The organism is Sphingobium sp. TKS (assembly GCF_001563265.1).
In the GTDB taxonomy this organism is placed as follows: Bacteria; Pseudomonadota; Alphaproteobacteria; order Sphingomonadales; family Sphingomonadaceae; genus Sphingobium.
Genome location: NZ_CP005083.1, coordinates 1311435 through 1333184, shown reverse-complemented (window position 1 = coordinate 1333184; position 21750 = coordinate 1311435). Strand labels below are relative to the sequence as shown.

23 protein-coding genes are annotated in these 21750 nt (G+C 64.9%); 11 read left to right on the top strand and 12 right to left on the bottom strand.

Going from position 1 to position 21750, the window contains the following annotated elements:
- Positions 1-68 precede the first annotated feature (68 nt).
- Positions 69-740, top strand: a complete 672-nt coding sequence (locus K426_RS06730) for a winged helix-turn-helix transcriptional regulator (protein ID WP_066555366.1) — start codon at positions 69-71, stop codon at positions 738-740.
- A gap of 43 nt (positions 741-783) precedes the next feature.
- Here the strand turns inward: K426_RS06730 and K426_RS06725 are convergent, their stop codons facing one another.
- A complete protein-coding gene (locus K426_RS06725; RefSeq protein ID WP_066555365.1) occupies positions 784-1524 on the bottom strand; it encodes an SDR family oxidoreductase in 741 nt (246 codons plus the stop codon).
- 102 nt (positions 1525-1626) lie between these two features.
- On the opposite strand from K426_RS06725, the gene K426_RS06720 reads away from it, so the two are divergent.
- On the top strand, positions 1627-2061 hold the full coding sequence (locus tag K426_RS06720; protein WP_066555363.1) for a winged helix-turn-helix transcriptional regulator: 435 nt from the start codon (positions 1627-1629) through the stop codon (positions 2059-2061).
- A 171-nt stretch (positions 2062-2232) separates the two neighbouring features.
- Here K426_RS06720 and K426_RS06715 read toward each other — a convergent pair whose 3' ends face one another.
- The 3 genes from K426_RS06715 to K426_RS06705 all read right to left on the bottom strand — a co-directional run bounded on the left by K426_RS06715 (position 2233) and on the right by K426_RS06705 (position 5787).
- On the bottom strand, positions 2233-3072 hold the full coding sequence (locus K426_RS06715) for a hypothetical protein (protein WP_169575944.1): 840 nt from the start codon (positions 3070-3072) through the stop codon (positions 2233-2235).
- A gap of 295 nt (positions 3073-3367) precedes the next feature.
- Positions 3368-4378 (bottom strand): NAD(P)H-dependent flavin oxidoreductase, encoded by a 1011-nt coding sequence (locus K426_RS06710; protein WP_066555347.1) that lies wholly within the window; start codon positions 4376-4378, stop codon positions 3368-3370.
- A 143-nt stretch (positions 4379-4521) separates the two neighbouring features.
- Complete coding sequence (locus K426_RS06705) at positions 4522-5787, bottom strand: aspartate kinase (RefSeq protein WP_066555346.1); 1266 nt, start codon at positions 5785-5787, stop codon at positions 4522-4524.
- 159 nt (positions 5788-5946) lie between these two features.
- Between K426_RS06705 and ubiG the strand changes: the two genes are divergently transcribed.
- Both ubiG and K426_RS06695 read left to right on the top strand, forming a co-directional pair.
- On the top strand, positions 5947-6684 hold the full coding sequence (gene ubiG, locus K426_RS06700) for a bifunctional 2-polyprenyl-6-hydroxyphenol methylase/3-demethylubiquinol 3-O-methyltransferase UbiG (protein WP_066555344.1): 738 nt from the start codon (positions 5947-5949) through the stop codon (positions 6682-6684).
- A gap of 5 nt (positions 6685-6689) precedes the next feature.
- Positions 6690-7283 (top strand): YdeI/OmpD-associated family protein, encoded by a 594-nt coding sequence (locus K426_RS06695; protein WP_066561453.1) that lies wholly within the window; start codon positions 6690-6692, stop codon positions 7281-7283.
- Between the two features lie 247 nt (positions 7284-7530).
- Here the strand turns inward: K426_RS06695 and K426_RS06690 are convergent, their stop codons facing one another.
- Complete coding sequence (locus tag K426_RS06690; protein ID WP_066555341.1) at positions 7531-8157, bottom strand: hypothetical protein; 627 nt, start codon at positions 8155-8157, stop codon at positions 7531-7533.
- Between the two features lie 331 nt (positions 8158-8488).
- A complete protein-coding gene (locus K426_RS06685; protein ID WP_066555337.1) occupies positions 8489-9304 on the bottom strand; it encodes an HpcH/HpaI aldolase/citrate lyase family protein in 816 nt (271 codons plus the stop codon).
- Positions 9305-9384: 80 nt separating this feature from the next.
- Here K426_RS06685 and K426_RS06680 point away from each other — a divergent pair, with 80 nt between their 5' ends.
- Together K426_RS06680 and K426_RS06675 are read left to right on the top strand one after the other, a co-directional pair.
- Positions 9385-10356, top strand: coding sequence for an SPFH domain-containing protein (locus K426_RS06680; RefSeq protein ID WP_066555334.1), 972 nt, complete (start codon positions 9385-9387; stop codon positions 10354-10356).
- Positions 10353-10799 carry an NfeD family protein gene (locus tag K426_RS06675; protein WP_066555332.1) on the top strand — a complete coding sequence of 149 codons (447 nt, stop codon included), beginning with the start codon at positions 10353-10355 and terminating at the stop codon, positions 10797-10799. Before K426_RS06680 ends, K426_RS06675 begins: the two co-directional genes overlap by 4 nt.
- A gap of 42 nt (positions 10800-10841) precedes the next feature.
- On the opposite strand, the gene K426_RS06670 is transcribed toward K426_RS06675, so the two are convergent.
- Entirely contained in the window at positions 10842-11297 is a 456-nt protein-coding gene (locus K426_RS06670) for a DUF6456 domain-containing protein (protein WP_066555329.1), read from the bottom strand.
- Between the two features lie 99 nt (positions 11298-11396).
- Between K426_RS06670 and K426_RS06665 the strand changes: the two genes are divergently transcribed.
- Together K426_RS06665 and K426_RS06660 are read left to right on the top strand one after the other, a co-directional pair.
- Positions 11397-11960: a helix-turn-helix domain-containing protein gene (locus K426_RS06665; RefSeq protein WP_066555326.1), complete on the top strand. Its 564-nt coding sequence runs from the start codon at positions 11397-11399 to the stop codon at positions 11958-11960.
- A gap of 70 nt (positions 11961-12030) precedes the next feature.
- Positions 12031-13206 carry a glycosyltransferase gene (locus tag K426_RS06660; RefSeq protein ID WP_066555324.1) on the top strand — a complete coding sequence of 392 codons (1176 nt, stop codon included), beginning with the start codon at positions 12031-12033 and terminating at the stop codon, positions 13204-13206.
- Here the strand turns inward: K426_RS06660 and K426_RS06655 are convergent.
- Positions 13194-14861, bottom strand: coding sequence for a molybdopterin oxidoreductase family protein (locus K426_RS06655; RefSeq protein ID WP_066555322.1), 1668 nt, complete (start codon positions 14859-14861; stop codon positions 13194-13196). The genes K426_RS06660 and K426_RS06655 overlap by 13 nt on opposite strands.
- A gap of 105 nt (positions 14862-14966) precedes the next feature.
- On the opposite strand from K426_RS06655, the gene modA reads away from it, so the two are divergent.
- The gene (gene modA / locus K426_RS06650) at positions 14967-15740 is read left to right on the top strand and encodes a molybdate ABC transporter substrate-binding protein (RefSeq protein ID WP_066555319.1); all 774 of its coding nucleotides are present in this window, start codon (positions 14967-14969) and stop codon (positions 15738-15740) included.
- A 29-nt stretch (positions 15741-15769) separates the two neighbouring features.
- On the opposite strand, the gene K426_RS06645 is transcribed toward modA, so the two are convergent.
- A complete protein-coding gene (locus tag K426_RS06645) occupies positions 15770-16516 on the bottom strand; it encodes an HAD-IIB family hydrolase (protein WP_066555317.1) in 747 nt (248 codons plus the stop codon).
- A 110-nt stretch (positions 16517-16626) separates the two neighbouring features.
- Between K426_RS06645 and modB the strand changes: the two genes are divergently transcribed.
- Together modB and K426_RS06635 are read left to right on the top strand one after the other, a co-directional pair.
- Entirely contained in the window at positions 16627-17325 is a 699-nt protein-coding gene (gene modB / locus K426_RS06640) for a molybdate ABC transporter permease subunit (RefSeq protein ID WP_066555314.1), read from the top strand.
- Complete coding sequence (locus K426_RS06635) at positions 17315-17923, top strand: ATP-binding cassette domain-containing protein (protein WP_066555309.1); 609 nt, start codon at positions 17315-17317, stop codon at positions 17921-17923. Before modB ends, K426_RS06635 begins: the two co-directional genes overlap by 11 nt.
- Here K426_RS06635 and K426_RS06630 read toward each other — a convergent pair.
- From K426_RS06630 to K426_RS06620, 3 genes are read right to left on the bottom strand one after another with little or no spacing between them, the layout of a single operon-like run.
- The gene (locus K426_RS06630) at positions 17910-18749 is read right to left on the bottom strand and encodes a phosphotransferase family protein (protein ID WP_066555306.1); all 840 of its coding nucleotides are present in this window, start codon (positions 18747-18749) and stop codon (positions 17910-17912) included. The two genes, K426_RS06635 and K426_RS06630, sit on opposite strands and share 14 nt — an antisense overlap.
- A gap of 1 nt (position 18750) precedes the next feature.
- The gene (locus tag K426_RS06625; RefSeq protein ID WP_066555303.1) at positions 18751-20034 is read right to left on the bottom strand and encodes a capsule biosynthesis protein; all 1284 of its coding nucleotides are present in this window, start codon (positions 20032-20034) and stop codon (positions 18751-18753) included.
- A complete protein-coding gene (locus K426_RS06620) occupies positions 20027-21661 on the bottom strand; it encodes a capsular polysaccharide export protein, LipB/KpsS family (RefSeq protein ID WP_066555300.1) in 1635 nt (544 codons plus the stop codon). The genes K426_RS06625 and K426_RS06620 overlap by 8 nt, the downstream gene beginning before the upstream one ends.
- Positions 21662-21750: the final 89 nt, after the last annotated feature.

The following is a 21750-nucleotide window of genomic DNA, read 5'->3' as shown; positions in this document are numbered from 1 at the left end:
ACTTCATGCACTCGCAAATTATCTTATACAACTTATAAGTTATAAAAAATAACTAGAGGCGCAGGCGATTGAAAAAACGGGCATATCAGGATGGCTGCGCGACGGCCCATGCGCTGGACCTGATCGGGGACCGATGGGCTCTCCTCATCATGCGGGAATTGATGCTCGGCCCCAAGCGCTTCACCGATCTGCGCGCCAGCCTGCCCGGAATCAGCGCCAATGTGCTGACGCAAAGGCTGGAGGAGCTGGAGGCCACCAGCATCCTCATCCGCCGCCGCCTGCCCCCGCCCGCCGCCAGCCAGATCTATGAGCTGACGCAATGGGGCCGCGAGTCGGAAATATTGTTCCAGGTGCTGGGCCGCTGGGCCTCCCGCTCGCCCACGATGCAACCGGGCATGCCCATGAGCAACGTGTCGGTGATCCTGTCGCTGCGCACCATGATCGACCGCGGCCGCATCGGTGATTTGAACGCCACCATCGGCCTGCGCTTCGGGGAGGAGGAGTTCCGCCTGATCCTGAAGAACGACGATTTCACGGCCGAGCGCGGCGAAGCAGCCGGTGCGGACGCGATCCTGTCCGGCGACCGCAATGCGCTGGCCGCCGTGATCTATGGCGATCTCACTTTTGAGGATGTCGCGGATGCGCTTCAGGTGGAGGGAGACAAGGCGTTGGCAAGGCGCTTCGTCCGCCTCTTCCCCTTGCCCACCAAAGCGCCTTCGACGGTCACGCCAGCTTCTTGAGGACCAACCCACCCAGGATCAGGACGGCGTAGACATTCTCCGCTCAATGCCCCGCGTTCAAAATCCCGAACACCTGCGCAAACTCGCCGCGCCGCTCCGCATCACGCAGGAACTTTACCCGCTCGACGCAGATTTCCTCCAAGGCAGGCTCCTGCCCCAGCAGGCCCATGACCTCCGCGATATACGCATCCAGAGGCATCATCTGCGGATTTTCCGCATGGCCCGGCATCAGGTCGGTCTGCACGCCCGGCGGGGCCAGTTCGATCACCTCTACACTGGTGCCCTTGAGCTGTTCGCGCATCGACAGCGACCAGCTATGGAGCGCCGCCTTGGTCGCGCTATAGGTCGGCGTCGCCGCCAGCGGGACAAAGGCCAGTCCCGACGTCACCGTCATCAGCGTTGCGGCGGGCTGCGCCAGCAAATGCGGCAGCAAAGCATGGGTCAGCCGGATCGGCCCCAGCAAATTGGTCACGATGGTGGCCTCTGCAACGGCAAGGTCGATCCGATTCTCCACTGTCATCATCCCGGCATTATGGATCACGACATTGAGCGCCGGGAAATCCGAAACCACCTTCCCGGCAAAGGTTGCGATCGCTTCGGGATTTTCCATATCGACGGTCAGGGCCGCCATGCCCGGATGCTCCGCGACCACGGCATCCAGCGCCGCCTGCCGCCGCCCCGCGATGATGACCTGATTGCCCGCCGCATGGAATTCATGCGCCAGCGCCGCGCCGATACCCGAACCGCCGCCGGTGATGAGGATGGTGTTGCCGCTCTTCTGCATGGGTCATCTCCTGTGAAGCCATGGTGTGAACGGCAATTTAGGGCTACACTCTCTTTTGGAAAGAAGGCACCGCGAAGTGTCATACATACTCGAAGGTGAGAAATGGCAAATCCGTTGGAAAAACGCTTCGCTCCCGATCAGATCGCTGAAGCGGAAAGCTTCATCGACACCAATCCCGAAGCGCCGCTCGACCCGCGAATCGAGCGGCTGGTGAACGATCTGATCGGCCGCATCGCTGACAAATGGACGCTGCTGGTCCTCGAACTGCTGGAGGAAAAGGGCACGCTACGCTTCACCCGCATTGCGCAGCAGGTGGAGGGCATCAGCCAGAAGATGCTGACCCAGACGCTGCGCCAGATGGAACGCGACGGCCTCCTCACCCGCACGGTCCATCCGGTGGTGCCGCCTCGCGTCGACTATGCCCTGACCCCATTGGGCAACAGTCTCAGCGCCGCCTTTTGCGGCGTCTGGGTCTGGGCGGAGCGCAATCTGGATACGGTAGAGGAATCCCGCCACCGCTTCGACGCGCGCGACTGACGGGCTAAAGCATTCTGAAATCGGCTGGAACAGCCGATGGCTCGCAGAATGCGGAAAACAAAAGATAATGAGAGCGCGCTGCGCTCAATCAGACGCAGGGCGCGCGCTCTAATTCCTTGTGGTTGCATCGCTTTAAGCGGCAAACCGGTTCCCACTTTTCCGCACGATGCTCTATTGCACGGGAATGAAGGTTTCCCGCATCGGCGTCAGCGGAAAGGTCGGCACCTCGACCCGTACCGGCGCGCCCCGCGCCATGGCCGAAGGCGGCGTCACCGGGGAGGCGGGAACGAAACCGGACGCCACTTCCTTGGGCGGCGTTGGCGGCGGCGGCAGCGGCGTGGGCGACACCACCACCGTCACCGTGCCGCCGAAGCGCGACTGCCACTCGGCCAGGCGCCGCAGATAATCGGCATAGGCCGCGTAGAAATCCTGGAACGGCTTTTCGAGCGCCGTGAGCGCCTCTGGCGCATAGGCCAGCAACTGGTTCGACGGCATCGCCAGCACCTTCGCCCCCACCTCGATCGCGACAGGGCAGAAGCTTTTCGTCACCGGCGGCAGAGCGAAGAAATTATAAACGACGGTATTCAGCAACTCCCGCGCCTTGAGCCCGCCCGTGCCGTAAGCAACCAGATAATTGCGGTCGACGGCCGCATTCGCCTCCCGCAGCGCTGCCTCATGCACATGCAATATCTGATTATACTGGATGCGCGCCGGTTCGTAGACGCCATGGCAGGAGAGCGCCGCGACGTTCAGCGCCATGCGCACATGCCAGAGTGCGGTATTGGCCGTCACTCCGCGATTGGGCGTCAGATATTTGCCATCACCGCCCACTTCCGGAATGCTCATCTCCTCGACCGCGCCCATGGGCGGCAGAGGCTTGATCGTCGGCACCACCGGGGGCGGCGGCGTGGGCGGCGGCGCCTTCTCGGGCGTGGAACAGCCTGCGATCAGCGCGAGCGCCGTGACAGATGCAAGCTCATGAAAACGGCGAACGACGGTACGCAGCGGCACCCTTACATCCCTCTGGTCATTATCCGGACAGAACAAACTCATGGCAAAGCCATGCGTTCCTGACGACCGGAACGGAACCCGGCCCATCCGGCAAGGGATTCATTTCATCCCGCCGCTTCCCTGCACAAGAACAGGGTCGGCATGAACAACCCTAGGGCCAATCGACATTCAGCCCTGACGGCCTGCAAATGGCCCTTTTCCGTGCTTCCGGTGCTCACGTACTTTTAGTACGCTGCGCTCCGGGTCACGAAAAACCACCATTTTCAGCACGTCATCATCTGAATGTCGATTGGCCCTATCCGCGCCGTTCCAGCGCCACCGCCGCTTCGTCCATCAACTGGGCGATGATATCGGTCACCGACTCTTCCTTGGACACCATGCCGACCGACTGCCCGGCCATCAGCGATCCACCTTCGACATCGCCATCGATCACCGCGCGGCGCAGCGCGCCCGCCCAATAATGTTCGATCTGAAGCTGCGCCTCGCCCATGTCGACCGCACCACTGTCCAGCAGATTGGCAACCTCGCGCTGCTTGGCGGTAAAGGCCTCGGTCCCGGCATTTTTGAGCGCGCGGACGGGAATGACCGGCAGTCGCGGATCGATCTGCACGCTGGCGATCGCATCGCGTGCCGAAGCGCGAAAGAACGCCTTCTTGAAATTGGGATGCGCGATGCTCTCGGTCGCGCAGGCAAAGCGGGTGCCAAGCTGCACGCCTGCCGCGCCCATTTCCAGATAGCCGGCGATCAACTCGCCGCGCCCGATTCCGCCCGCGACGAACACCGGAAGCTGCGCCGCCATTTCGGGCAGGATTTCCTGCGCCAGCACGCTGGTCGAGACGGGCCCGATATGGCCGCCTGCTTCCATTCCCTCGATCACCAGCGCATCGACGCCCGACCGTGCCAGCTTCTTCGCCAGCGCCAATGCGGGGGCGAAACAGATCAGCTTGGCGCCCTTTTGCTTGATGGCTTCGATGCTGCCCTTGGGCGGCAGGCCGCCTGCCAGGACAACATGTCCGACCTCATGCTTCGCGCAGACATCGATCAGTTCGAACAATTGCGGGTGCATGGTGATGAGGTTCACGCCGAAGGGCTTGGACGTCAGCGCCTTGGTCGCCGCAATTTCCTTGTCGAGCAGGTCAGGCGTCATCGCACCGCAGGCGATCACGCCAAAGCCACCCGCATTGGAGATGGCCGCCACCAGATGCCGCTCCGAAACCCAGCTCATCGCCCCGCACATGATCGCGACGTCGCAGCCCAGAAATTCGGTGCCGCGGGCCATCAGGGAAGCGAGTTTGGCGTTCGTCATGTGCAAGCCTCTAGAATCAAATAGCCCCTCCCCTTCAGGTTCAAACGAGGCACGTGACTCGTTTGAAGGGTTGGGGTGGGGGTTCTCCCCACACGCTGCTTTGTGGGGCACAGCCCCACCCCCGAAGGGGAGGGGCCGATAAATCAAGCGACCGGCGCGTCCAGCCCATAAGCGGTATGCAGCACGCGCACCGCCAGTTCGGTCTCATCCTCGTCGATCAGCACCGACACCTTGATCTCGCTGGTCGAGATGGCGAGGATGTTGATCCCGCGATCGGCCAGCGCCTGGAACATCGCCGAAGCCACGCCCGCATGGCTCTTCATGCCCACGCCGACGACCGACACCTTCGCCACCTTCGTATCGGGGATCACCCGGTTGAAGCCGATCACGTCCTTCTGGCTCTCCAGCACGTCCAGCGCCCGCGCCAGGTCCGCGCCGGGCACGGTGAAGGTCACATCGGTCTCGCCCTTGTCGCGGCCGACATTCTGGATGATCATGTCGACGTTGATCGCGGCATCGGCCAGCGGCCCGAAGATGTGCGCCACGGCGCCCGGACGATCCGGCACGCGGGTCAGGGTGATCTTCGCCTCATTCTTGTCATGGGCGATGCCGGTGATGAGCTGACGTTCCATCTTGTCTTCCTTGAGCTTGGCTTCCAGTTCCTCTTCGCTGACGATCAGCGTGCCGGGGAGGTCATCCTGGGTGGGATCATCGAAGGAGGAAAGCACCTGCACGACCACGCCTTCCTTCATGGCGAGGCCGACCGAACGGGTCTGGAGCACCTTGGCCCCGACCGAGGCCAGCTCCAGCATTTCCTCATAGGTGACGAGGTCCAGCTTGCGCGCCCGCGCCACGATGCGGGGATCGGTGGTGTAGACGCCGTCCACGTCCGTATAGATGTCGCAGCGATCCGCCTTCAGCGCCGCCGCCACCGCGACCGCAGACGTATCCGACCCGCCACGGCCCAGAGTCGAGATGCGGCCATCCTCCATCATGCCCTGGAAGCCGGGAATCACCGCGACCGTGCCCGATCGCATGGAAGCGAGCAGGTCGTTCGTGTCGATCTCTCCGATGCGTGCCTTGGAATGCGCTTCGTTGGTGCGGATGGGCAGTTGCCAGCCGAGCCAGCTCCGCGCATCCACGCCCATCGCCTTCAGCGTCATGGCGAGCAGGCCGCTCGTCACCTGCTCGCCGCTGGCGACCACCACGTCATATTCCGCCGGATCGTAGAGCGGCGAGGCTTCCTTGCAGAATCCGACCAGCCGGTCCGTGTCGCCCGCCATGGCGGAGACGACGACGGCGACTTCATGACCCTGTTCGACGACATGTTTGACTCGCGCGGCCACGTTGCGAATTCGCTCCATCCCCGCCATGGAGGTGCCGCCGAATTTCATCACGATGCGCGCCATTTGCTTGTCGAACCCGCCTGCTGAAAAGAAAGAAAATGCCCAATATGGGTACAAAAACGGCGCTCCTATTAGCAGCAGCGGCGAATATGGCAACCTCCCACCCCCCGCCCCGGCAAAGCACAGGTGGCGCGGACGTGCGGACGCTGATAGCAGGGAGCCATGGCGAACACCGTTTCCAGCACCATCGATCCCCGCGAAGCCGCGCATTTCGGCAGCATGGCCGCCGACTGGTGGGATCCCAAGGGCAGCAGCGCCATGCTGCACAAACTCAACCCCGTGCGCCTGCGCTATATCCGCGACGCCATCGACAGGCACTGGCCGGGGCATTGCCATAGCTTTCACCCCCTTACGGGCCGACGAGTACTGGACGTCGGCTGCGGCGCGGGGCTGCTCTCCGAACCGCTGGCGCGCATGGGCGCGAAGCTGACGGCGCTCGATGCTGCGGAGGAGAATATCGCCGTGGCGCGCAGCCATGCCGAGGGGCAAGGCCTTGCCATCGACTATCGTGCAACCCCGGTGGAGCAGTTGGAGGAAACCGGCTTCGATCTCGTCACATCGATGGAAGTGATCGAACATGTCACGGACCCCGCGGCCTTCATCGCCGCGCTGGCGGAAAGGCTGGCGCCGGACGGCCTGCTGATCCTCTCGACCCCCAATCGCACGCCGCTCTCCCGCATCGCCATGATCACCATTGGCGAAAGCATCGGCGGCATCCCCAAGGGCACCCATGACTGGCACAAATTCCTGAACCCCGACGAACTGACGAAGCTGCTGGAGGACGCCGGCCTGGAAGTCACCGACAGCACCGGCCTCAGCTTCACGCCCGCCAAGGGCTTCATCCTCTCGTCCAACAAGGCGATCAACTATCTGCTGACCGCCCGCCACCGGCAAAGGTGAAGGCGATGGCGGGCGATCCCCGCATCGACGCCTATATCGCGAAGCAGGCCGATTTCGCCCGGCCTATCCTCACCCATTTGCGCGCCCTGATCCACGCCGCCTCCCCCGATATTGTGGAGGCGGTGAAATGGGGCATGCCCTTCTTCACCTATCGGGATCGGAATCTCTGCAACATGGCCGGCTTCCAGCGCCATGTCGCCTTCGGCTTCTGGCATGACAAGGTGGAGCGGGAGAGCGCCAGCGAAGAAGCCATGGGCCAGTTCGGCCGGATCGCAAGCCTGAGCGACCTGCCCGCCGACGCGGACATCGCCGCTTTGCTGGCCAAGGCCATGGCGTTGATCGACGCGGGCGACAAGCCGCGCAGCAGCCTGAAGGCGCCGCGTGCGCCGCTCCCGCTGCATCCCGACTTCGCCGCCGCCATCGACGCCAATCCGGCTGCGGCCGCCATCTGGGCAAAGTTCCCGCCCGGCAAGACCCGGGACTATTGCGAATGGATCAATGATGCCCGGACCGACGCGACGCGCGACAAGCGCATCACCCAAGCGGTGGAATGGATCGCGGAGGGCAAGGGCCGCAACTGGAAATATGAAAAGCGCTGAGCTTCAGGCAGGAAAAACTGTCCTGGCCACGGATGAGAATGAATCCGGCCGCCATCGTTGATGTCGACCAACCGCAGAACGTACGACCCACGCCCGATCAATGCCGCGCAGCGCAAGACTCGCTACCTTATCCAGACCGGCAAGCCGGAGTTGGAGTCCAAGGGAACGCAGCGGGGACTAAAAAGCGCTCCGGGGTCTGATTACCCCCATGCCGCGCTCCCCCAATAACGCGGCACCTCTCCAACTCTCAGCTTACTGGTTTCGCCACCGCCACCAGCGTCGGCTGGGCGTCCGACGCGGCATCCTTTGTCGCCGCGCTGGCCGGTGCACCGGACTGGGTCTTGAGGCTCGCCGCAGCCGACTGAAGCGCGACCGCAGCCGCCTCCAGCGCCGCCGCAGCGGATTGTGGCGTGACCGGCGGCGGCGCTGCCGTCTCAGCCGCTACCGCTGTCGGTGTCACCGGATCATTGACCGGCGCCGCCGCTTTCACTGCATCCGCAGCAACCACGGCCGGAGCCGCCGCCACAGCGGTCTTCAATTCACAGACATCGCCAACCCCCGCCGGTTTGTCCGAGAAATTCCGAGCCAGCATCGGAAGTTCATTCTCACCGGCATTGGTCGCCAAGGTCAGCAGCGTATCGGCCATTTGGCAGAAACCCGCGGATTGGACGCCATCGGTATGACTATTGGCCAGCCTGGTTATAAAATCATCATAAGCACGCTGCCCGTCAGCTATGCCATTTTCTCGCATGAAGCGCAGCTTCAACGCACTATTATATTTATCGGCGTTTCCCATTCTCTCATTAAACTTATCGTATTTCGCCGTTATTTCACTATTCGTCGACCGGCACTTCAGCGATCCCAGCATCAACATGATCTGTAAATCCCTGACTCGTGCCGCTTCCACTTCATAAGGCTGCCAGCACTGTGCCTCCCCCGCAGACGCAGCACCACCCAAAAAGAGCGCAACGAAACAACTGGCGGCACCCGCCGCCATCCTCAACCTAGACATGATGGACCTCGCAGAATCGGCTGGACCCCGCAGATCGAACATTAACATTTTGCCATAAAAATGCCATTAATTATTTGTTGACAGTGACATTTATGACGCATCCGGAAACATCGCGGAATTGCGTCCTTTCCCCTATCCCGACGCCTCAAAAGGCTATTATCCATCCGGATATTTTCATCGTCCGGCGGCGCGGCTACGCCACCACCGCCTCGGCGCGAGCGATCAGCGCCTTGGCTTCCTCGACATGCATGCTCTCGATCATGCGGCCCTCGAAACGCTCGGCGCCGCCAGTCGCCGCCTCTATCAGCCGCCGCGCATCCGCCACCGCCTGGGGATCGGGACCGAATACCTGATTGGCGACCGGCACCTGGCTGGGATGAATCAGCGTCTTGCCATCGAAGCCCAGAATATGCCCCGCCGCGCATTCGCTTTCGAATCCGGTCTCATCGTCCAGCCGGTTGAACACCCCGTCGAACGCCGCGATCCGGGCCGCGCGCGCCGCCAGGATGACCGATTGCAGCGACAGCGCCAGACCGTCCCGTCCCGCCGACGGCGGAATTCCCAGATCCTGACGCAGGTCGTTATTCCCCATGAACAGCCCCTCGCAGCCCTCCGCCGCCGCGATCGCCTGCGCCGCAACGACGCCGGCGGCGCTTTCGATCATCGCGATCACCGGCTTCTGGCAGACGCTGAACACATCCTTCACCTGGCGGGGATTTTCCACCTTGGGCAGCACGACATAGTCGGCGGCGGACGCCTTGAGCGCCACCATCTCCCGCCCATGCGACGGCGCGCCCTCGACATTGATGCGCACCGCGCAGAGACGCCCGCCAAAGCCCTCCGCCACGGCTTCGACCGCATTGGCCAGCGCCTCTTCCTTGCGATCGTCGGGCACCGCATCCTCCAGATCCAGGATCACCATGTCGCAGGGCAGGGTCCGCGCCTTGGCGATGGCGCGGGGGTTCGACGCGGGCAGGAACAGCAGCGATCGGGCGTGGCGCAACAACATGATGAAACTCCTATCACTTTGCCTTTTCCCATTCATGATTTCACGTCATAGTCCAAGCGGATTTCAGGGGGGAAGCAGCGATGCTGACGACATTCGCACTGACGGTGACATTCCTGGTGCTGTTTTATCTGGCGGTGAGCGTCAAGGTCGTGCGCCAAGGCTATCAATATACCATCGAACGCTTCGGCCGCTTCACGGAAGTCGCGCGCCCCGGCCTCAATTTCTATCCCGCCTTCTTCTATGCGGTGGGGCGGAAGATCAACATGATGGAACAGGTGGTCGACATTCCGGGGCAGGAGATCATCACCAAGGACAATGCGATGGTCTCGGTCGACGGCGTCGTGTTCTTCCAGGTGCTGGACGCGGCCAAGGCGGCCTATGAGGTGTCGGAACTCTATGTCGCGATCATGCAGCTCGCCACCACCAACCTTCGCACGGTGATGGGGTCGATGGACCTCGACGAAACCCTCTCCAAGCGCGACGAGATCAACGCCCGCCTGCTGTCGGTGGTCGATCATGCCACCAATGCCTGGGGCATCAAGATCACCCGCGTCGAACTCAAGGACATCCGCCCGCCCGCCGACATCGTCAACGCCATGGGCCGCCAGATGAAGGCCGAGCGTGAGAAGCGCGCCCTCATTCTGGAATCGGAAGGCCTGCGCGCCTCGGAAATCCTGAAGGCCGAAGGCCAGAAGCAGAGCCAGATATTGGAGGCGGAAGGCCGCCGCGAAGCCGCCTTCCGCGATGCCGAAGCCCGCGAACGCGAGGCGGAGGCAGAAGCCAAGGCGACGCAGATGGTGTCCGACGCCATCGCGAATGGCAATGCGCAGGCGATCAACTATTTCATCGCCCAGAAATATGTCGAGGCGGTGAGCCAGTTCGCCACTTCGCCTAATGCCAAGACGATCCTTTTCCCGGTCGAGGCGACCCAATTGATCGGCACTTTGGGCGGCATCGGCGCGCTGGCGAAGGAGGCATTGGGGGAAATCACGCCGCCTCCACCCCCTGCCGCGCCGCCGCGCCGCGGCCCGTTCGGGCAGGGGCAGGCATGACCGACTGGCTCGCCATGCTGGACGATCATTGGGGCTGGCTGGTCTTCGCCGCGCTGCTCGGCGTGGCCGAGGTTCTGATACCCGGCGTGTTCCTGATCTGGGTCGCGCTGGCCGCCGCCGTGACGGGCCTTGCGGCCCTCGCCTTCCCGATCTCCGTGCCTCTCCAGTTGCTGCTTTTCGCGGGCCTTTGCCTGGTGTCGGTATGGGGCGGGCGGCGCTGGTACACCGCCAATCCGGTGGATTCGCAGGATCCGCTGCTCAACGACCGCACGGCGCGACTGGTGGGAGAGATCGTCACCGTCGTCGAACCGATCGACAATGGGCATGGGCGGGTGAAGGTGGGGGACAGCGTCTGGTCCTGCCGTGGTCCCGACGCCCCGGTCGGAACAAGGGTCAGGGTGATCGGAGCGGAGGCATCGGAGTTGAAGGTGGAACTGGCCTGAGAGCAGCAGTTATAGGTGTGGAACGGCCAAAACCCGCCTCACCTACCCCACCCGATACCACCCCGCCACTCGATCCAGCGCCAGCGTCAGCACCAGTTTGCCCGCGCGGCTCGGCCAGCCCAGCGCCTTTTCCGCCGCGACCAGCCCTTCGCCCGCGCAAACGACGCGCCACAGCACATCGGCCAGTCCCGGCCCCGCCGCGCGGATCGCGCCGTCGAACCGTTCCCGCGCAGACAGTTGCGCAAGGCCCGGCTCGACCGTCCCCGCCCCTCTGCCCTGCCGCTGCCCCGGCGCCGCATCCCAGCGCATGGTGATTCGCGGCCCCAGCCCCGCCTTTTCCCAATCCGCGCGCAGCCTGTCCCCGGCGAGATAATGCCGCTCGCTCAAATGCCCCCGCGCATGCAGCCAGGCGAGCGGCGATTCGTGCAGATTGACCGCCACCTTCTGCGCCCGACCGAAGGGATCCTCTATGATCTGTTCGACAAATTGCATCGCCATGGCGCGTCTCCCTACTGGAACTGGATGCAAGGGGACTTGCCACGCCCATCAGTTTGTAGGAAAGCATAAAAACCAAATAGGTAAAAAATAGGACGAGATATGATCACCCGCATCCGGGAGGTACGCAAAGCCAAGGGACTGACGTTGGAGCAGGTCGGCGCGTTATGCGTTCCCCCGACCACCGCCCAGACCATCGGCCGGCTGGAAACCGGCACCCGAACCGTATCGGTCAACTGGCTGAACCGCATCGCCAAGGCATTGGGCGTCGCCTCTTCCGAACTGGTCGCCCTGCCCGGCCAGAATGTCGTGCCGGTCGCCGCGCTGCTGGGGCCGGAGGGCGCCCGCGCGCCGACCCGGCCGCTCTCCCTTCCCCCTCCAGCGCCCGTCGATGCGATGGTCGGCGTTCAAGTATCGGGCAGCATCGGGGATTACCGCAGCGGTGATGAAATCTGGTGCCGCCGCATCCTGCCCGACGAATTTTCCAGCGTGCTCAACCGCGACCTGCTGCTGCCGCGCCATGCCGGACGCTTTCTGTTCGGACGGCTGATCGGGCGCGAGGACGACCGGCTGCACATCCTTCCTTTGGGCAGCGGTACGCGCCAGCAGGTGATAAGTGACCCACCTTGGGGCGCCGTGGCCGTCCAACTGGTGAGACGACTGTAGACAAAGGCGATTTCATCCTTAACCCTGCCCTGACCATGGTTGACGCGAAGCTACCCGTTAGGAAGATGCGATGACGCTGAACGTCCTGATGCTGTCGACCCTGTTCCCGGACATGAGCCGTCCCAATTTCGGCGTCTTCGTGGAACGGCAGGCACGGGAACTGGCGAGCCGGGACGGCGTCCAGGTCACGGTCGTCGCGCCGCTGGGCATCCCGCCCTGGCCGCTGTCGAAGGCGAAGCGATATGCCGCCCTGCGCGCCTTGCCCGCCAAGGAACGGTGGAAGGATCTGACCGTCCATCGCCCGGTCTTTCCGATCATTCCCAAATTCGGCGGGCGCTTCAACGTCCACAGCATGACCCGCGCCATCCTGCCGCTGGTCAGGCGCCTGCATGCGCAGCAGCCTTTCGACGTCATCGACGCCAGCTTCTTCTTCCCCGACGGCCCGGTGGCGCAGCGGCTTTCCCGCGCGCTGGGCATTCCCTATTCGGTAAAGGCTCGCGGCGCCGACATCCATTATTGGGGCATGCGCCGGGGCACGCGGAAAATGGTGCAGCGCGCAGCCGAAGACGCCGCCGGGCTGCTCTCCGTGTCCGACGCGATGCGCCGGTCGATGGCGCGCATGGGCATCGATGCAGACAAGATCCGCGTCCATTATACCGGCGTCGACCTGGACCGATTCGAACTGACCGACCAGGCGGCGGCGAAGGAAAGCCTGGGCTTCGAAGGGCCGGTGGTGCTGTGCGTCGGCGCGCTCATTCCGCGCAAGGGGCAGGAATTGCTGGTGCAGGCGCTACCGCAACTGCCGGGCGTCACGCTGCTGTTCGCGGGTCAGGGGCAATATCGCCGCGCACTGGAGAAACAGGCGGAGGAACTGGGCGTCGACCGGCGCATCGGCTTCCTGGGGTCCGTGCCGCATGACCGGCTGCCGCGCATCTATGCCGCCGCCGACGTCATGGCGCTGCCATCCTCGTCCGAAGGCCTGGCCAATGCCTGGGTGGAGGCGCTGGCCTGCGGCACGCCGATCGTGATCAGCGACGTCGGCGGCGCGCGCGAACTGCTCGACCGGCCCGAAGCGGGGCAGATCGTCGCCCGCCAACCCGAAGCCCTGGCCGCCGCCATCAGCGACATATTGGTCAACCCGCCCGAACGGGAAGCGGTGCGCGAAACTGCGCTGCGCTTCACCTGGGCCGCCAATGGCGACGCGCTGCTGGAGCATCTGCGCACGATCGCCGGTCAGGAATCCTGATCCCAGAAGGCGACCAACCGCGCTTTCCCATCCGGCGTGGGAAAGCGCCCTTCATCAAACGGCACTTCTCCCCAACGCCACGGCGTCAGTTCATCATAAGCGGGGTTGGAAATGGGCGCATGCCGTTTGAGGTTCAGCAGCCGCGCCCCCTCATTGCGATAGGCGGTCAGCCGCACATGCTCGCGATAGATTTCCGCGGGCCGTTCATAATGAAAGGCATCGCGCCAGCCCATGGCCTGGGCGATCCGGGTCATGATCCACCAGTCGGGCTTCGCCTCTCCAGGCAACGGGAATAGCCACCGCTGCCGGCTGATCAGCCGGTCGGCGCCGGTCAACGTCCCGTCCTTTTCGATCCATACCGGGGCAGGAAGCGCGATCATGCGCAGCGTCTCCACTTCCGGCTCGTTCCACGGCGTGGTCAGGATGATGAGCGGCACCTGCTCCAGCAGGCCACGGATCGGATGCGAAGCCGACGGCAAGCCGCCCGGCATCAGCAACGCCTTGATGCGTCCCGTCTCGATCGCGTCGGCTAGCGCGGCGCCTGACAATCCCGGCCTGTCCGCCAGCGCGGCCGCGCCCCAGAAGCGGCCGACCTGCGCCAAGGCCTCGATCGAAAAGTCCCGGTGCGCGGCCAGTTCACCGGCCCGGCATCCGACTTCGCGCGCGCCCATGCCATTGGCGGCATCCGTCACCGCAAAGGGTGCCGCGCCCGGCTTGCCGATCCGCCCGGTTGCCAGATGGAAATTGAGAATGGCGGCCGACAGGCGCCGCCCTGCCTCCCCCGCGCCACGCGGGCTGAACAGCGTCACCAGCCGGGGCATGGCCGCCACCCGCTCATAAAATCCGCGCACTTCCCCCGGCGCCAACTCGCAGGCCCGCGCCACCGACCAGAGATCATGCCCCCGGCGCAGGCCCACCCAAAAGTCCGGCGGCACGAGCAGGTTCCGATTCAGAAAATCCCGGTCCAGCACGCCATGATCATAGCAATGCAGCAGCAACCCGCTCAGCAGCGCCGCCTCGCTGCCCGGCGCGACTGTCAGGCGCTCATCGGCCTCGACCTCCTGCCCCTCGTCCGTGCGCGCGATCAGGACAAGGCGCGCACCCTGTTCCGCCCGCGCCTCGGCAATCCGCTCATGCAGCACCGGATGACGGCGCGCAGTCGCTTCCCCCACCAACAGCAGCATGTCCGCCTGCGCCAGATCCTCATAGGCGGCGGGCATCACATCTTCGCCAAAGGCGGCACGTTGCGCCGCCGCCATGCCGCCCGCCGCGCTGGCAGGCGCATCGATATGGGCGGAGCCGATGAAGCCCTTCATCAGCTTGTTGGCGACATAATAATCCTCGGTCAGCAGGCCGCCCGGCACATGCATCGCCACGCTGTCGGGGCCATGACGGGCGATGACGCTAGCAAGCCGGCGCGTGGCCTGATCGATGGCCCGATCCCATCCGACCGCACGGCCATCCACCATCGGCCGCAGCAATCGGCCGTCCAAAGCGAGCATGTCCTTCAGCGCCTCGCTGCGGGTGCAGAGCAGGCCGCTATTGGCCGGATGCACGGGATCGCCTTCGATGCGAGCCTCGCGCCCCTCGCCGGTCACGGCCCGGATGCCGCATCCCACGCCGCATTGGCCGCAAAGCGAACGAACGACCGCCACGATGCGATCAGGCCTGGACCGGCGGGGTCGGACGAAACGTCATAAACTCCGCTTAACCGATGGCGGACCAAGACAAAAGGGCGCGAAGCTGGCAGAAGCAAAGCCATGCCGAAAGTGATTCTCCGCGCCGCTACGTTCGTCGCTATATTCTTTCATATACTGCTTGCCCCGGCCATGGCGCAGCAGCGCGGTCCGCTGGTGCTGGCCGCCGCCAGCATGCAGGAGGCGATGAACACCGCCGCCGATGCCTGGGCGGCGCAGCGCCATGCCCGGCCTGTCCTGTCCTTCGCCGCCTCATCCGCCCTCGCCCGCCAGATCAGGAGCGGCGCCCCGGCCGACCTGTTCGTGTCCGCGGATGAAGACTGGATGGACGATGTCGAAAGGGGGGGCTTGCTCCAGCGCGGCACCCGGGCCGACATGGCGGGCAACCGGCTGGTGCTGGTCGCCCCGGCGCGGGCGCCGCTGCGGCTGCGCATCGCGCGCGGCATGCCGATCGCCAGAGCGCTGGGCGATTCCCGGCTCGCCATGGCCAATCCCGACAGCGTGCCCGCGGGCAAATATGGAAAGGCGGCGCTCACCGCGCTGGGCGTCTGGCCCAGCGTCGCGAACCGTCTGGCGCTGGGCGACAATGTCCGCTCGGCCCTGACCCTGGTGGAACGCGGCGAGGCGCGGCTGGGCATCGTCTATGCGACGGACGCCCGCGCATCGAAGGACGTGGTCGTGGTCGGCGCTTTCCCGGCAGGCAGCCATGCGCCGATCCGCTATCCCATCGCCCGGCTGAGCGCGAGCCGGAACCCGCAGGCCGAAGCTTTTCGCCGCTTCCTGCTGTCGCGGTCCGGACAGAGCATCTTCGCCCGCTACGGTTTCAGCCGGCCTTGATTTTCTCTCCCCGTAACCGGGAGGGAAAATCACCTCTGACAGGCCACAATCGCGTCGATCACCGCCAGCGTCTCCTGCGGATCGCGCACCCGCACCGTATCCAGCCCCAGTTGCTTCGCCGGATAATCATTGCCGCCGGGGAAGATCGCATCCCCAATGAACATCATCGCGTCCAGCGCGATCCCGCTCGCGTCGCGCAGCTTCTTCAGACCATAGGCCTTGTCCACCCCCTCCCGCGTGATGTCGATGGAGGTCGCCCCGCCCATGTTGATCGACAGGCCCGGCAAGCGATCTCGCAAATCCGCCTGAATCACCCTGCGCTTGGCGAAATCGGGATCCCACACCTCCTTGGCGTGGATCGGCGCCTGCTGGCCAAGGGCGGAAAAGGTGATCTGGCTGCCGCGATCCTCGATCCGCTCACCCCACACCTGTTCCGGCACGAAGCCCGTCGCTTCCAGCGAAGCGTCGAACGCCGCCAGGATCGCCTGTTTCTGCGCCTCATCGAACAATTCGGCATAGACCGGGCGCCAACCGCCCTCGCCATGGGTATAGAGCTTCGTCCCGGTCGTCGGCATCAGCCACAGGCGCGAACGATCGGCCCGTTCCGGCAGTCGGCTCGCCACCTGCTTGTCGAACTGCGGCCAGTCGCCGCCGGAGATCACCGCGACATGCGCGACCTCCAGCAGTCGTGCCAACGCTTCCCCCATCGCCTCGCCCAGCGGCTGCTTGCTCTCGGCAAGGGTTCCATCGAGGTCGAAGGCGATCAAGGATTTCATGCGGGAAGCTCCAGAAGGGACAGGCTGCGGATTTGCCCTGTGAGCCGGAACGATGCAATGCCCATGACGAAGGCTGGTATTTTCCACTATCCTGCTAGAAAGAGGGCGGCATGATCCTCTCTCCCGAAGAATGGGGCATTGTTACTCTATCGCTCCGGGTCAGCCTGGTCGCGGTCGGGCTGATGCTGCCGGTCTCTTTCGCGCTGGCCTGGCTGCTCGCCCGGTCGCGCTTTCCCGGCAAGCTGCTCGTCGACGCCCTCGTGCACCTGCCGCTCGTCGTGCCGCCGGTCGTGACCGGATGGCTGCTGCTGCTGCTGTTCGGCGCCAACGGGCCGCTGGGCAGGCTGTTCGAACAGGCGCTGGGCGTCAGCTTCATGTTCCGCTGGACCGGCGCCGCGCTCGCCTCCGCGATCATGGCGATGCCGCTGATGGTGCGCGCCATGCGGCTATCGATCGAGGGCATCGACCGGCGGCTGGAGCAGGCCGCCCAGACCCTGGGAGCCAAGCGGCGGCGCGTCTTCTTCACCATTTCCCTGCCCCTGGCGCTGCCGGGCGTGCTGGCCGGACTGGTGCTCGGCTTTGCCCGTTCCATCGGGGAATTCGGCGCGACGATCACCTTCGTGTCCGATGTCCCCGGCGAAACCCGCACCTTGCCCATCGCCATCTATTCCGCCCTGCAAATGCCCGGCGCGGAAACGGCGGTGACGCGCCTTGCCGTCATCTCGATCCTGCTGTCGCTGGCCGCGCTGGTCGCCTCCGAAGCGCTCGCCCGCCGGGCTGGCGGCGGAAGGACCAACCATGTCCTTTGATATCGAGATCGACCACCGCATCGGTGAACGCCACATCGCCCTGCATGCCCATGCGGGCGCAGGCCTCGTCGCGCTCTTTGGTCCATCCGGCGCGGGCAAGACCAGCATCCTCAACATGGTCGCGGGCATCATCACGCCGGATCGCGGCCGGATAGCAGTCGCAGGTGAAACGCTGTTCGACAGCAGCGCCGCCATCAATGTTCCGGCGCCCCAACGCCGGGCAGGCTATGTCTTCCAGGACGGACGCCTCTTCCCGCATATGCGGGTGCGCGCCAACCTGCTCTACGGTCGGCATGGCGATGCGCCCTTGCCCTTCGAGGCGGTACTCGATTTCCTGGGCATCGGCCATTTGCTCGATCGCTGGCCCGCCACGCTTTCAGGCGGCGAAGCGCAACGCGTCGCGATCGGGCGGGCACTACTGTCCGGCCCCAGTTTCCTGCTGCTGGACGAACCGCTTTCCTCGCTCGACCCGGCCAGGCGCGAGGAAATCCTGACCGTCATCGAGCGGATGAAGCACGACCTTGCCATGCCGATGCTCTATGTCAGCCACGACCGTGCGGAAGTCGAACGGCTGGCCGATCACATCATTCCGCTATGAGCGGCAAGCCCACCTCCGCCAACGCACGATTGAGATAGGCCAGAAAAGCCTTCCGCCGCACCGACGCCCGCGCGCGCAGCCAGGCCAGCCCAACCACGGCCCGCCACTCCGCCACCTGGGCAAAATGACCGGGCGCAAGGCGACGATAATGATCCGCATAGCATCGCGCCGCCCAGTCCCGCGCCCTGTTGGTCAGCCAATCCTGCGGCCCCTCGCCAAAGCGCATCAGCATTTCCGTGCGCACTATATCCGGCGTGACCGCCCCCTGCGCCGCCTTCGACCAGTCGATCGCGACCGCCCCGCTGTCCGTCATCAGGATATTCTTGACGTGAAAATCGCCATGCAACAGCCGGTCGCCATCGGGCAGCCCATCCAGCAGGCGAAGCGCCGCCTGCTGCAAGGCCGCATCCGCAGGTCCGTAGACGATGTCCGTCCGCAACACGTCCCGCAGCGAGCGCAACCCCGGCGCCGGGCAGTCGTGAATCCGCCGATGGAATGCCGCCATGTCGCGCAGCATCGCGCCGCTGCGCAGCGGACGCACGCGCAGTTGGCGCATCATCGTCGGCCCCTCAATCTCCGGATAGAGGATCGCCCGCCCCGCCCTCAACCGCAAGGACTCGACCGGCCGGGCGACGGCGATGCCGCAATCCGCCGCCAGCGTCGCAGCGGCGAATTCACGGTCGATCATCTCCTCCGACACGGCAGCGTGGAAGATCTTGACGACAAAGCGCTCCCCGACGCGGCAAACCCGCGCGCTGGCGCCCGACGCCAGGGTCGCCAGATTATCCTCCACTATCCCGGAAAGCGTCGGCGGCGTCCCCGCCATGCTAACGAACAGCAGTGCGGGCGCTGTTCAGATCATGGACCACCGGCCCTCGCCGGACGGGCGCCTGCGCCGGCGGTCTGCGGGTCAACCGCTCGACCGCATTCTCGACCAGCAGGCGCAGCCCTTCCTCGCTCAGCAATCCGCCCCGGATCAGACAACGATCGATCAGGACCCGGCGGAAGGCCGAATAGAGCGCCATGTCGGGCGCGCCCGGCGCGGACCAGAATTCGTCCAGCGACCGTTTGTGCACCACGCCCGGCACCTTGTAGACCGCATGGCCCAGCACGACGACGGGCTTGCCCTCATTCAGCGCCAGCGTCCCCACCGTGCTGTTGACCGTCACCACGCCCAGCGATTGGCCGACCACTTCGGCAATGTCCCAGTCCGCCAGGTAGAGGACGCGGTCGCTGATGCCATATTGCGCCGCCAGCCGCCGCGTCAGCCGCCCCCAGGCCACCAGCCCCGGATCGAGCGGATGGCGCTTCACCACCAGCGCGGTATTGGCCGGAGCGTGGGCGGCAAAGCTCTTGATCACGAAACGCAGCGCCGCCCGCATCGTGCCGAAGGGCGAATGGACACGGATCTGATAATCGGAATCCAGTTGCAGCGGCAAAGTGAAATAGGGCCGGTCCTTGACCTTCGCCCATTCCTCCCGCGACTTGCGGCGCTCGTTCTGACGCAGGTTCAGCTTCTTGAACCAGCCCACCGTTTCCCAGAGGAAGCTGTTGGGCCGATGCGTCCGATAGAAGGGAAAGGCCGGCCGCATCAGCGCCGACGCCACGCCGTTGCGCCCGGTGTTGAAGGCGCGCTGGCGGAAGGTGGAGGGGATTTGCGGCTCCAGCCCGTTCTCCTCGGGCGGCAGGGTCTTCGCCTGCTCCAGAAACCATTCGGGATCGAGCGGCAGGGTCGAATTGCCGTTCACCCCATCTTCCTGCAGCGTCAGGAAATCGGGACGGATATAGCCTTCCTCCACCACATGGACGCGCAGGTTGCGCAGCTGCGCCATCTTGTGCGCGGAGGCATGATAGGGCCGGCAGTCGCCATAGAGGATCAGGTCGGTCACGCCATGGTTGACGATATGATCGTCGAAGAAGAGCGGCCAGTTGCGGAAGGTTCCCCGATAGTCGGTCGCGCCCTCGCCCGGCCAGTCGACCTTGTCGCCACCATTGATGTTGATCCGCAGCGCCCGGTGCCCCCGCACCCGCAGCGCATCGGCCAGCATCGCGAAATAGGGGCCATGCGGTCCCTGAAGAAACAGGAAGGTTTTGGCGGACGCGTCAACCATGAAAATACTCGGCGGACAAGGTCATAAATCTCTGCAACTTCCCCTGTAAAGTGCGCAGTCGGATTAGCCATGACATGGGCGACGGCGCCCCGCTTGCCAAACGCTCCACCATGATTTCAGGTCCGCAAGGCAGGCGAGTGACCGGGTCCAGATACCGTGGATAGAGAATCAAGGCGCCCGCGACAAGCTGATCCAGGGTGAGTCGACGCCCGCGCCGTCCATTGGGCGCGGCAAGATCGCGGGTCAGCCCCCAGCCCGCATAAAAAGGCATGCCATGGACCGTGACCGGCCGGTCGCGCATCAGCGCCTCGAACCCGGTGAGGGAGGAGAGCACATGCACCTCGTCCACCGCCTGCACCAGCGCCATCAGCGGCGATCCGGTGTCGATGGCGTCGGCCAGGGCGAGCACCGTGGCGTCGCTCAGATGGCCCTTGCGCAGCCCCGCCTGCACATCGGGATGGGGGCGATAAACGATGAAGGCATCCGGCTCGGCGGCGCGCACCCGCTGCAACAGGTCCAGATTGCCCGTCACGCCCGCGCCGCCATATTCGACCGACAGATCATCCTCGACCTGCCCCACGGCCAATATCGTCCGGCGGCCCCGGGGCAGATCGATCATCTGGCCCATATCCTTGCCATATTTGGTGACGCCCGAAGCCCGGATCATGGCCCGCAGGCGCGCCGCCCGCCGCTCCAGCGCCGGGGTAAAGCCCTGGGTCGCCAGCAGCTTTTCCATGTCGCTGGGAAAGCGCGCATCATAATAGATGCCCGACCGGTCGACCACCACCGACCCCGGCGGATGCAGCGCCGCGCCCAGCCCCTTCGAGCGCAGAAAGCCGTCCTCGACCTTGGCGACGGTCACGCCCTGCCGTCGCGCTTCGTCCAACGCGGCGGACGGCACGCGGGAGGGCCAGACCGCCAGCGCGCCGCCTTGCCTGATCGCCCGCCGCACGCCCTTTTCCGCCGACAGGAAAGGGGGCGAGCGAACCCCATCCCAGAGGAAATGACGGATCGCCTCCCGCTTCCAGAAGGCCATGCCGCTGGCCGCCGCAATGCCGTGATTGCCGTCCAGATGCCGCCGCCAATCGGCAAGCTGCGCCACGGCATGCAGGGCATCGACCGGCTCTCCGCTGAAACAATCGCGATAGCGCGCCGCCGCCACGGCCGACCGGGCCGCCTCCCGCAACACCACCGCCGCGACCGGCCGCTGATCTGCCCCATAGACCGGCACGCCCAGCAAACCGGCGATGATCGCCAGTTCATCATCCGCCGCCGCATGCACCGATCGCGCGCCGGCAATCACCGTCCAAAGGTCGACGGGCCACGGCAGATCACGCCCCGCAACGCCATTCCCGTGCCGACCGCCGCCAACCAGGCCGATTTCCTGCAGGGAAAGACCTTCCAGCGCTTCTTGCGGCACGGCTATTCCCGCCCGCGCCACCAGCCTGATCCCTTCCGGCCTGTGGCCCCAGAAAGCGCCGCCCACCCGCGCCTCGGCCATGGCCTCCAGCACGGCGTCGGCCACCGCGACAGGCGCATCCCCGATCTGCCGTGGATGGCTGATCGCGGCGGTCGCGGACTTGATTCCCGGAAAGGATGGAGAGCGCAGAAAAGCTGGCGCGTTCACGTGAAAAGCCGTCCCCTGCCCCGTCCAGTCCCTGCGCGCATGGAGCGATGCTTTCAGCCGCCAAAAAACGCAATCACATCAGCTTCTTG

Excerpts from the sequence above, each read along its gene's own strand:
- K426_RS06645 (WP_066555317.1), bottom strand. The coding sequence starts at position 16,516 with ATGAAATCCTTGATCGCCTTCGACCTCGATGGAACCCTTGCCGAGAGC.
- K426_RS06630 (WP_066555306.1), bottom strand. The coding sequence starts at position 18,749 with ATGGCGGGGACGCCGCCGACGCTTTCCGGGATAGTGGAGGATAATCTG.
- K426_RS06680 (WP_066555334.1), top strand. The coding sequence starts at position 9,385 with ATGCTGACGACATTCGCACTGACGGTGACATTCCTGGTGCTGTTTTAT.
- K426_RS06675 (WP_066555332.1), top strand. The coding sequence starts at position 10,353 with ATGACCGACTGGCTCGCCATGCTGGACGATCATTGGGGCTGGCTGGTC.
- modA (WP_066555319.1), top strand. The coding sequence starts at position 14,967 with ATGCCGAAAGTGATTCTCCGCGCCGCTACGTTCGTCGCTATATTCTTT.
- K426_RS06725 (WP_066555365.1), bottom strand. The coding sequence starts at position 1,524 with ATGCAGAAGAGCGGCAACACCATCCTCATCACCGGCGGCGGTTCGGGT.
- ubiG (WP_066555344.1), top strand. The coding sequence starts at position 5,947 with ATGGCGAACACCGTTTCCAGCACCATCGATCCCCGCGAAGCCGCGCAT.
- K426_RS06685 (WP_066555337.1), bottom strand. The coding sequence starts at position 9,304 with ATGTTGTTGCGCCACGCCCGATCGCTGCTGTTCCTGCCCGCGTCGAAC.
- K426_RS06670 (WP_066555329.1), bottom strand. The coding sequence starts at position 11,297 with ATGGCGATGCAATTTGTCGAACAGATCATAGAGGATCCCTTCGGTCGG.
- K426_RS06705 (WP_066555346.1), bottom strand. The coding sequence starts at position 5,787 with ATGGCGCGCATCGTGATGAAATTCGGCGGCACCTCCATGGCGGGGATG.
- K426_RS06665 (WP_066555326.1), top strand. The coding sequence starts at position 11,397 with ATGATCACCCGCATCCGGGAGGTACGCAAAGCCAAGGGACTGACGTTG.
- K426_RS06625 (WP_066555303.1), bottom strand. The coding sequence starts at position 20,034 with ATGGTTGACGCGTCCGCCAAAACCTTCCTGTTTCTTCAGGGACCGCAT.
- K426_RS06720 (WP_066555363.1), top strand. The coding sequence starts at position 1,627 with ATGGCAAATCCGTTGGAAAAACGCTTCGCTCCCGATCAGATCGCTGAA.
- K426_RS06690 (WP_066555341.1), bottom strand. The coding sequence starts at position 8,157 with ATGTTGATGCTGGGATCGCTGAAGTGCCGGTCGACGAATAGTGAAATA.
- K426_RS06695 (WP_066561453.1), top strand. The coding sequence starts at position 6,690 with ATGGCGGGCGATCCCCGCATCGACGCCTATATCGCGAAGCAGGCCGAT.
- K426_RS06710 (WP_066555347.1), bottom strand. The coding sequence starts at position 4,378 with ATGACGAACGCCAAACTCGCTTCCCTGATGGCCCGCGGCACCGAATTT.
- K426_RS06660 (WP_066555324.1), top strand. The coding sequence starts at position 12,031 with ATGACGCTGAACGTCCTGATGCTGTCGACCCTGTTCCCGGACATGAGC.
- K426_RS06635 (WP_066555309.1), top strand. The coding sequence starts at position 17,315 with ATGTCCTTTGATATCGAGATCGACCACCGCATCGGTGAACGCCACATC.
- modB (WP_066555314.1), top strand. The coding sequence starts at position 16,627 with ATGATCCTCTCTCCCGAAGAATGGGGCATTGTTACTCTATCGCTCCGG.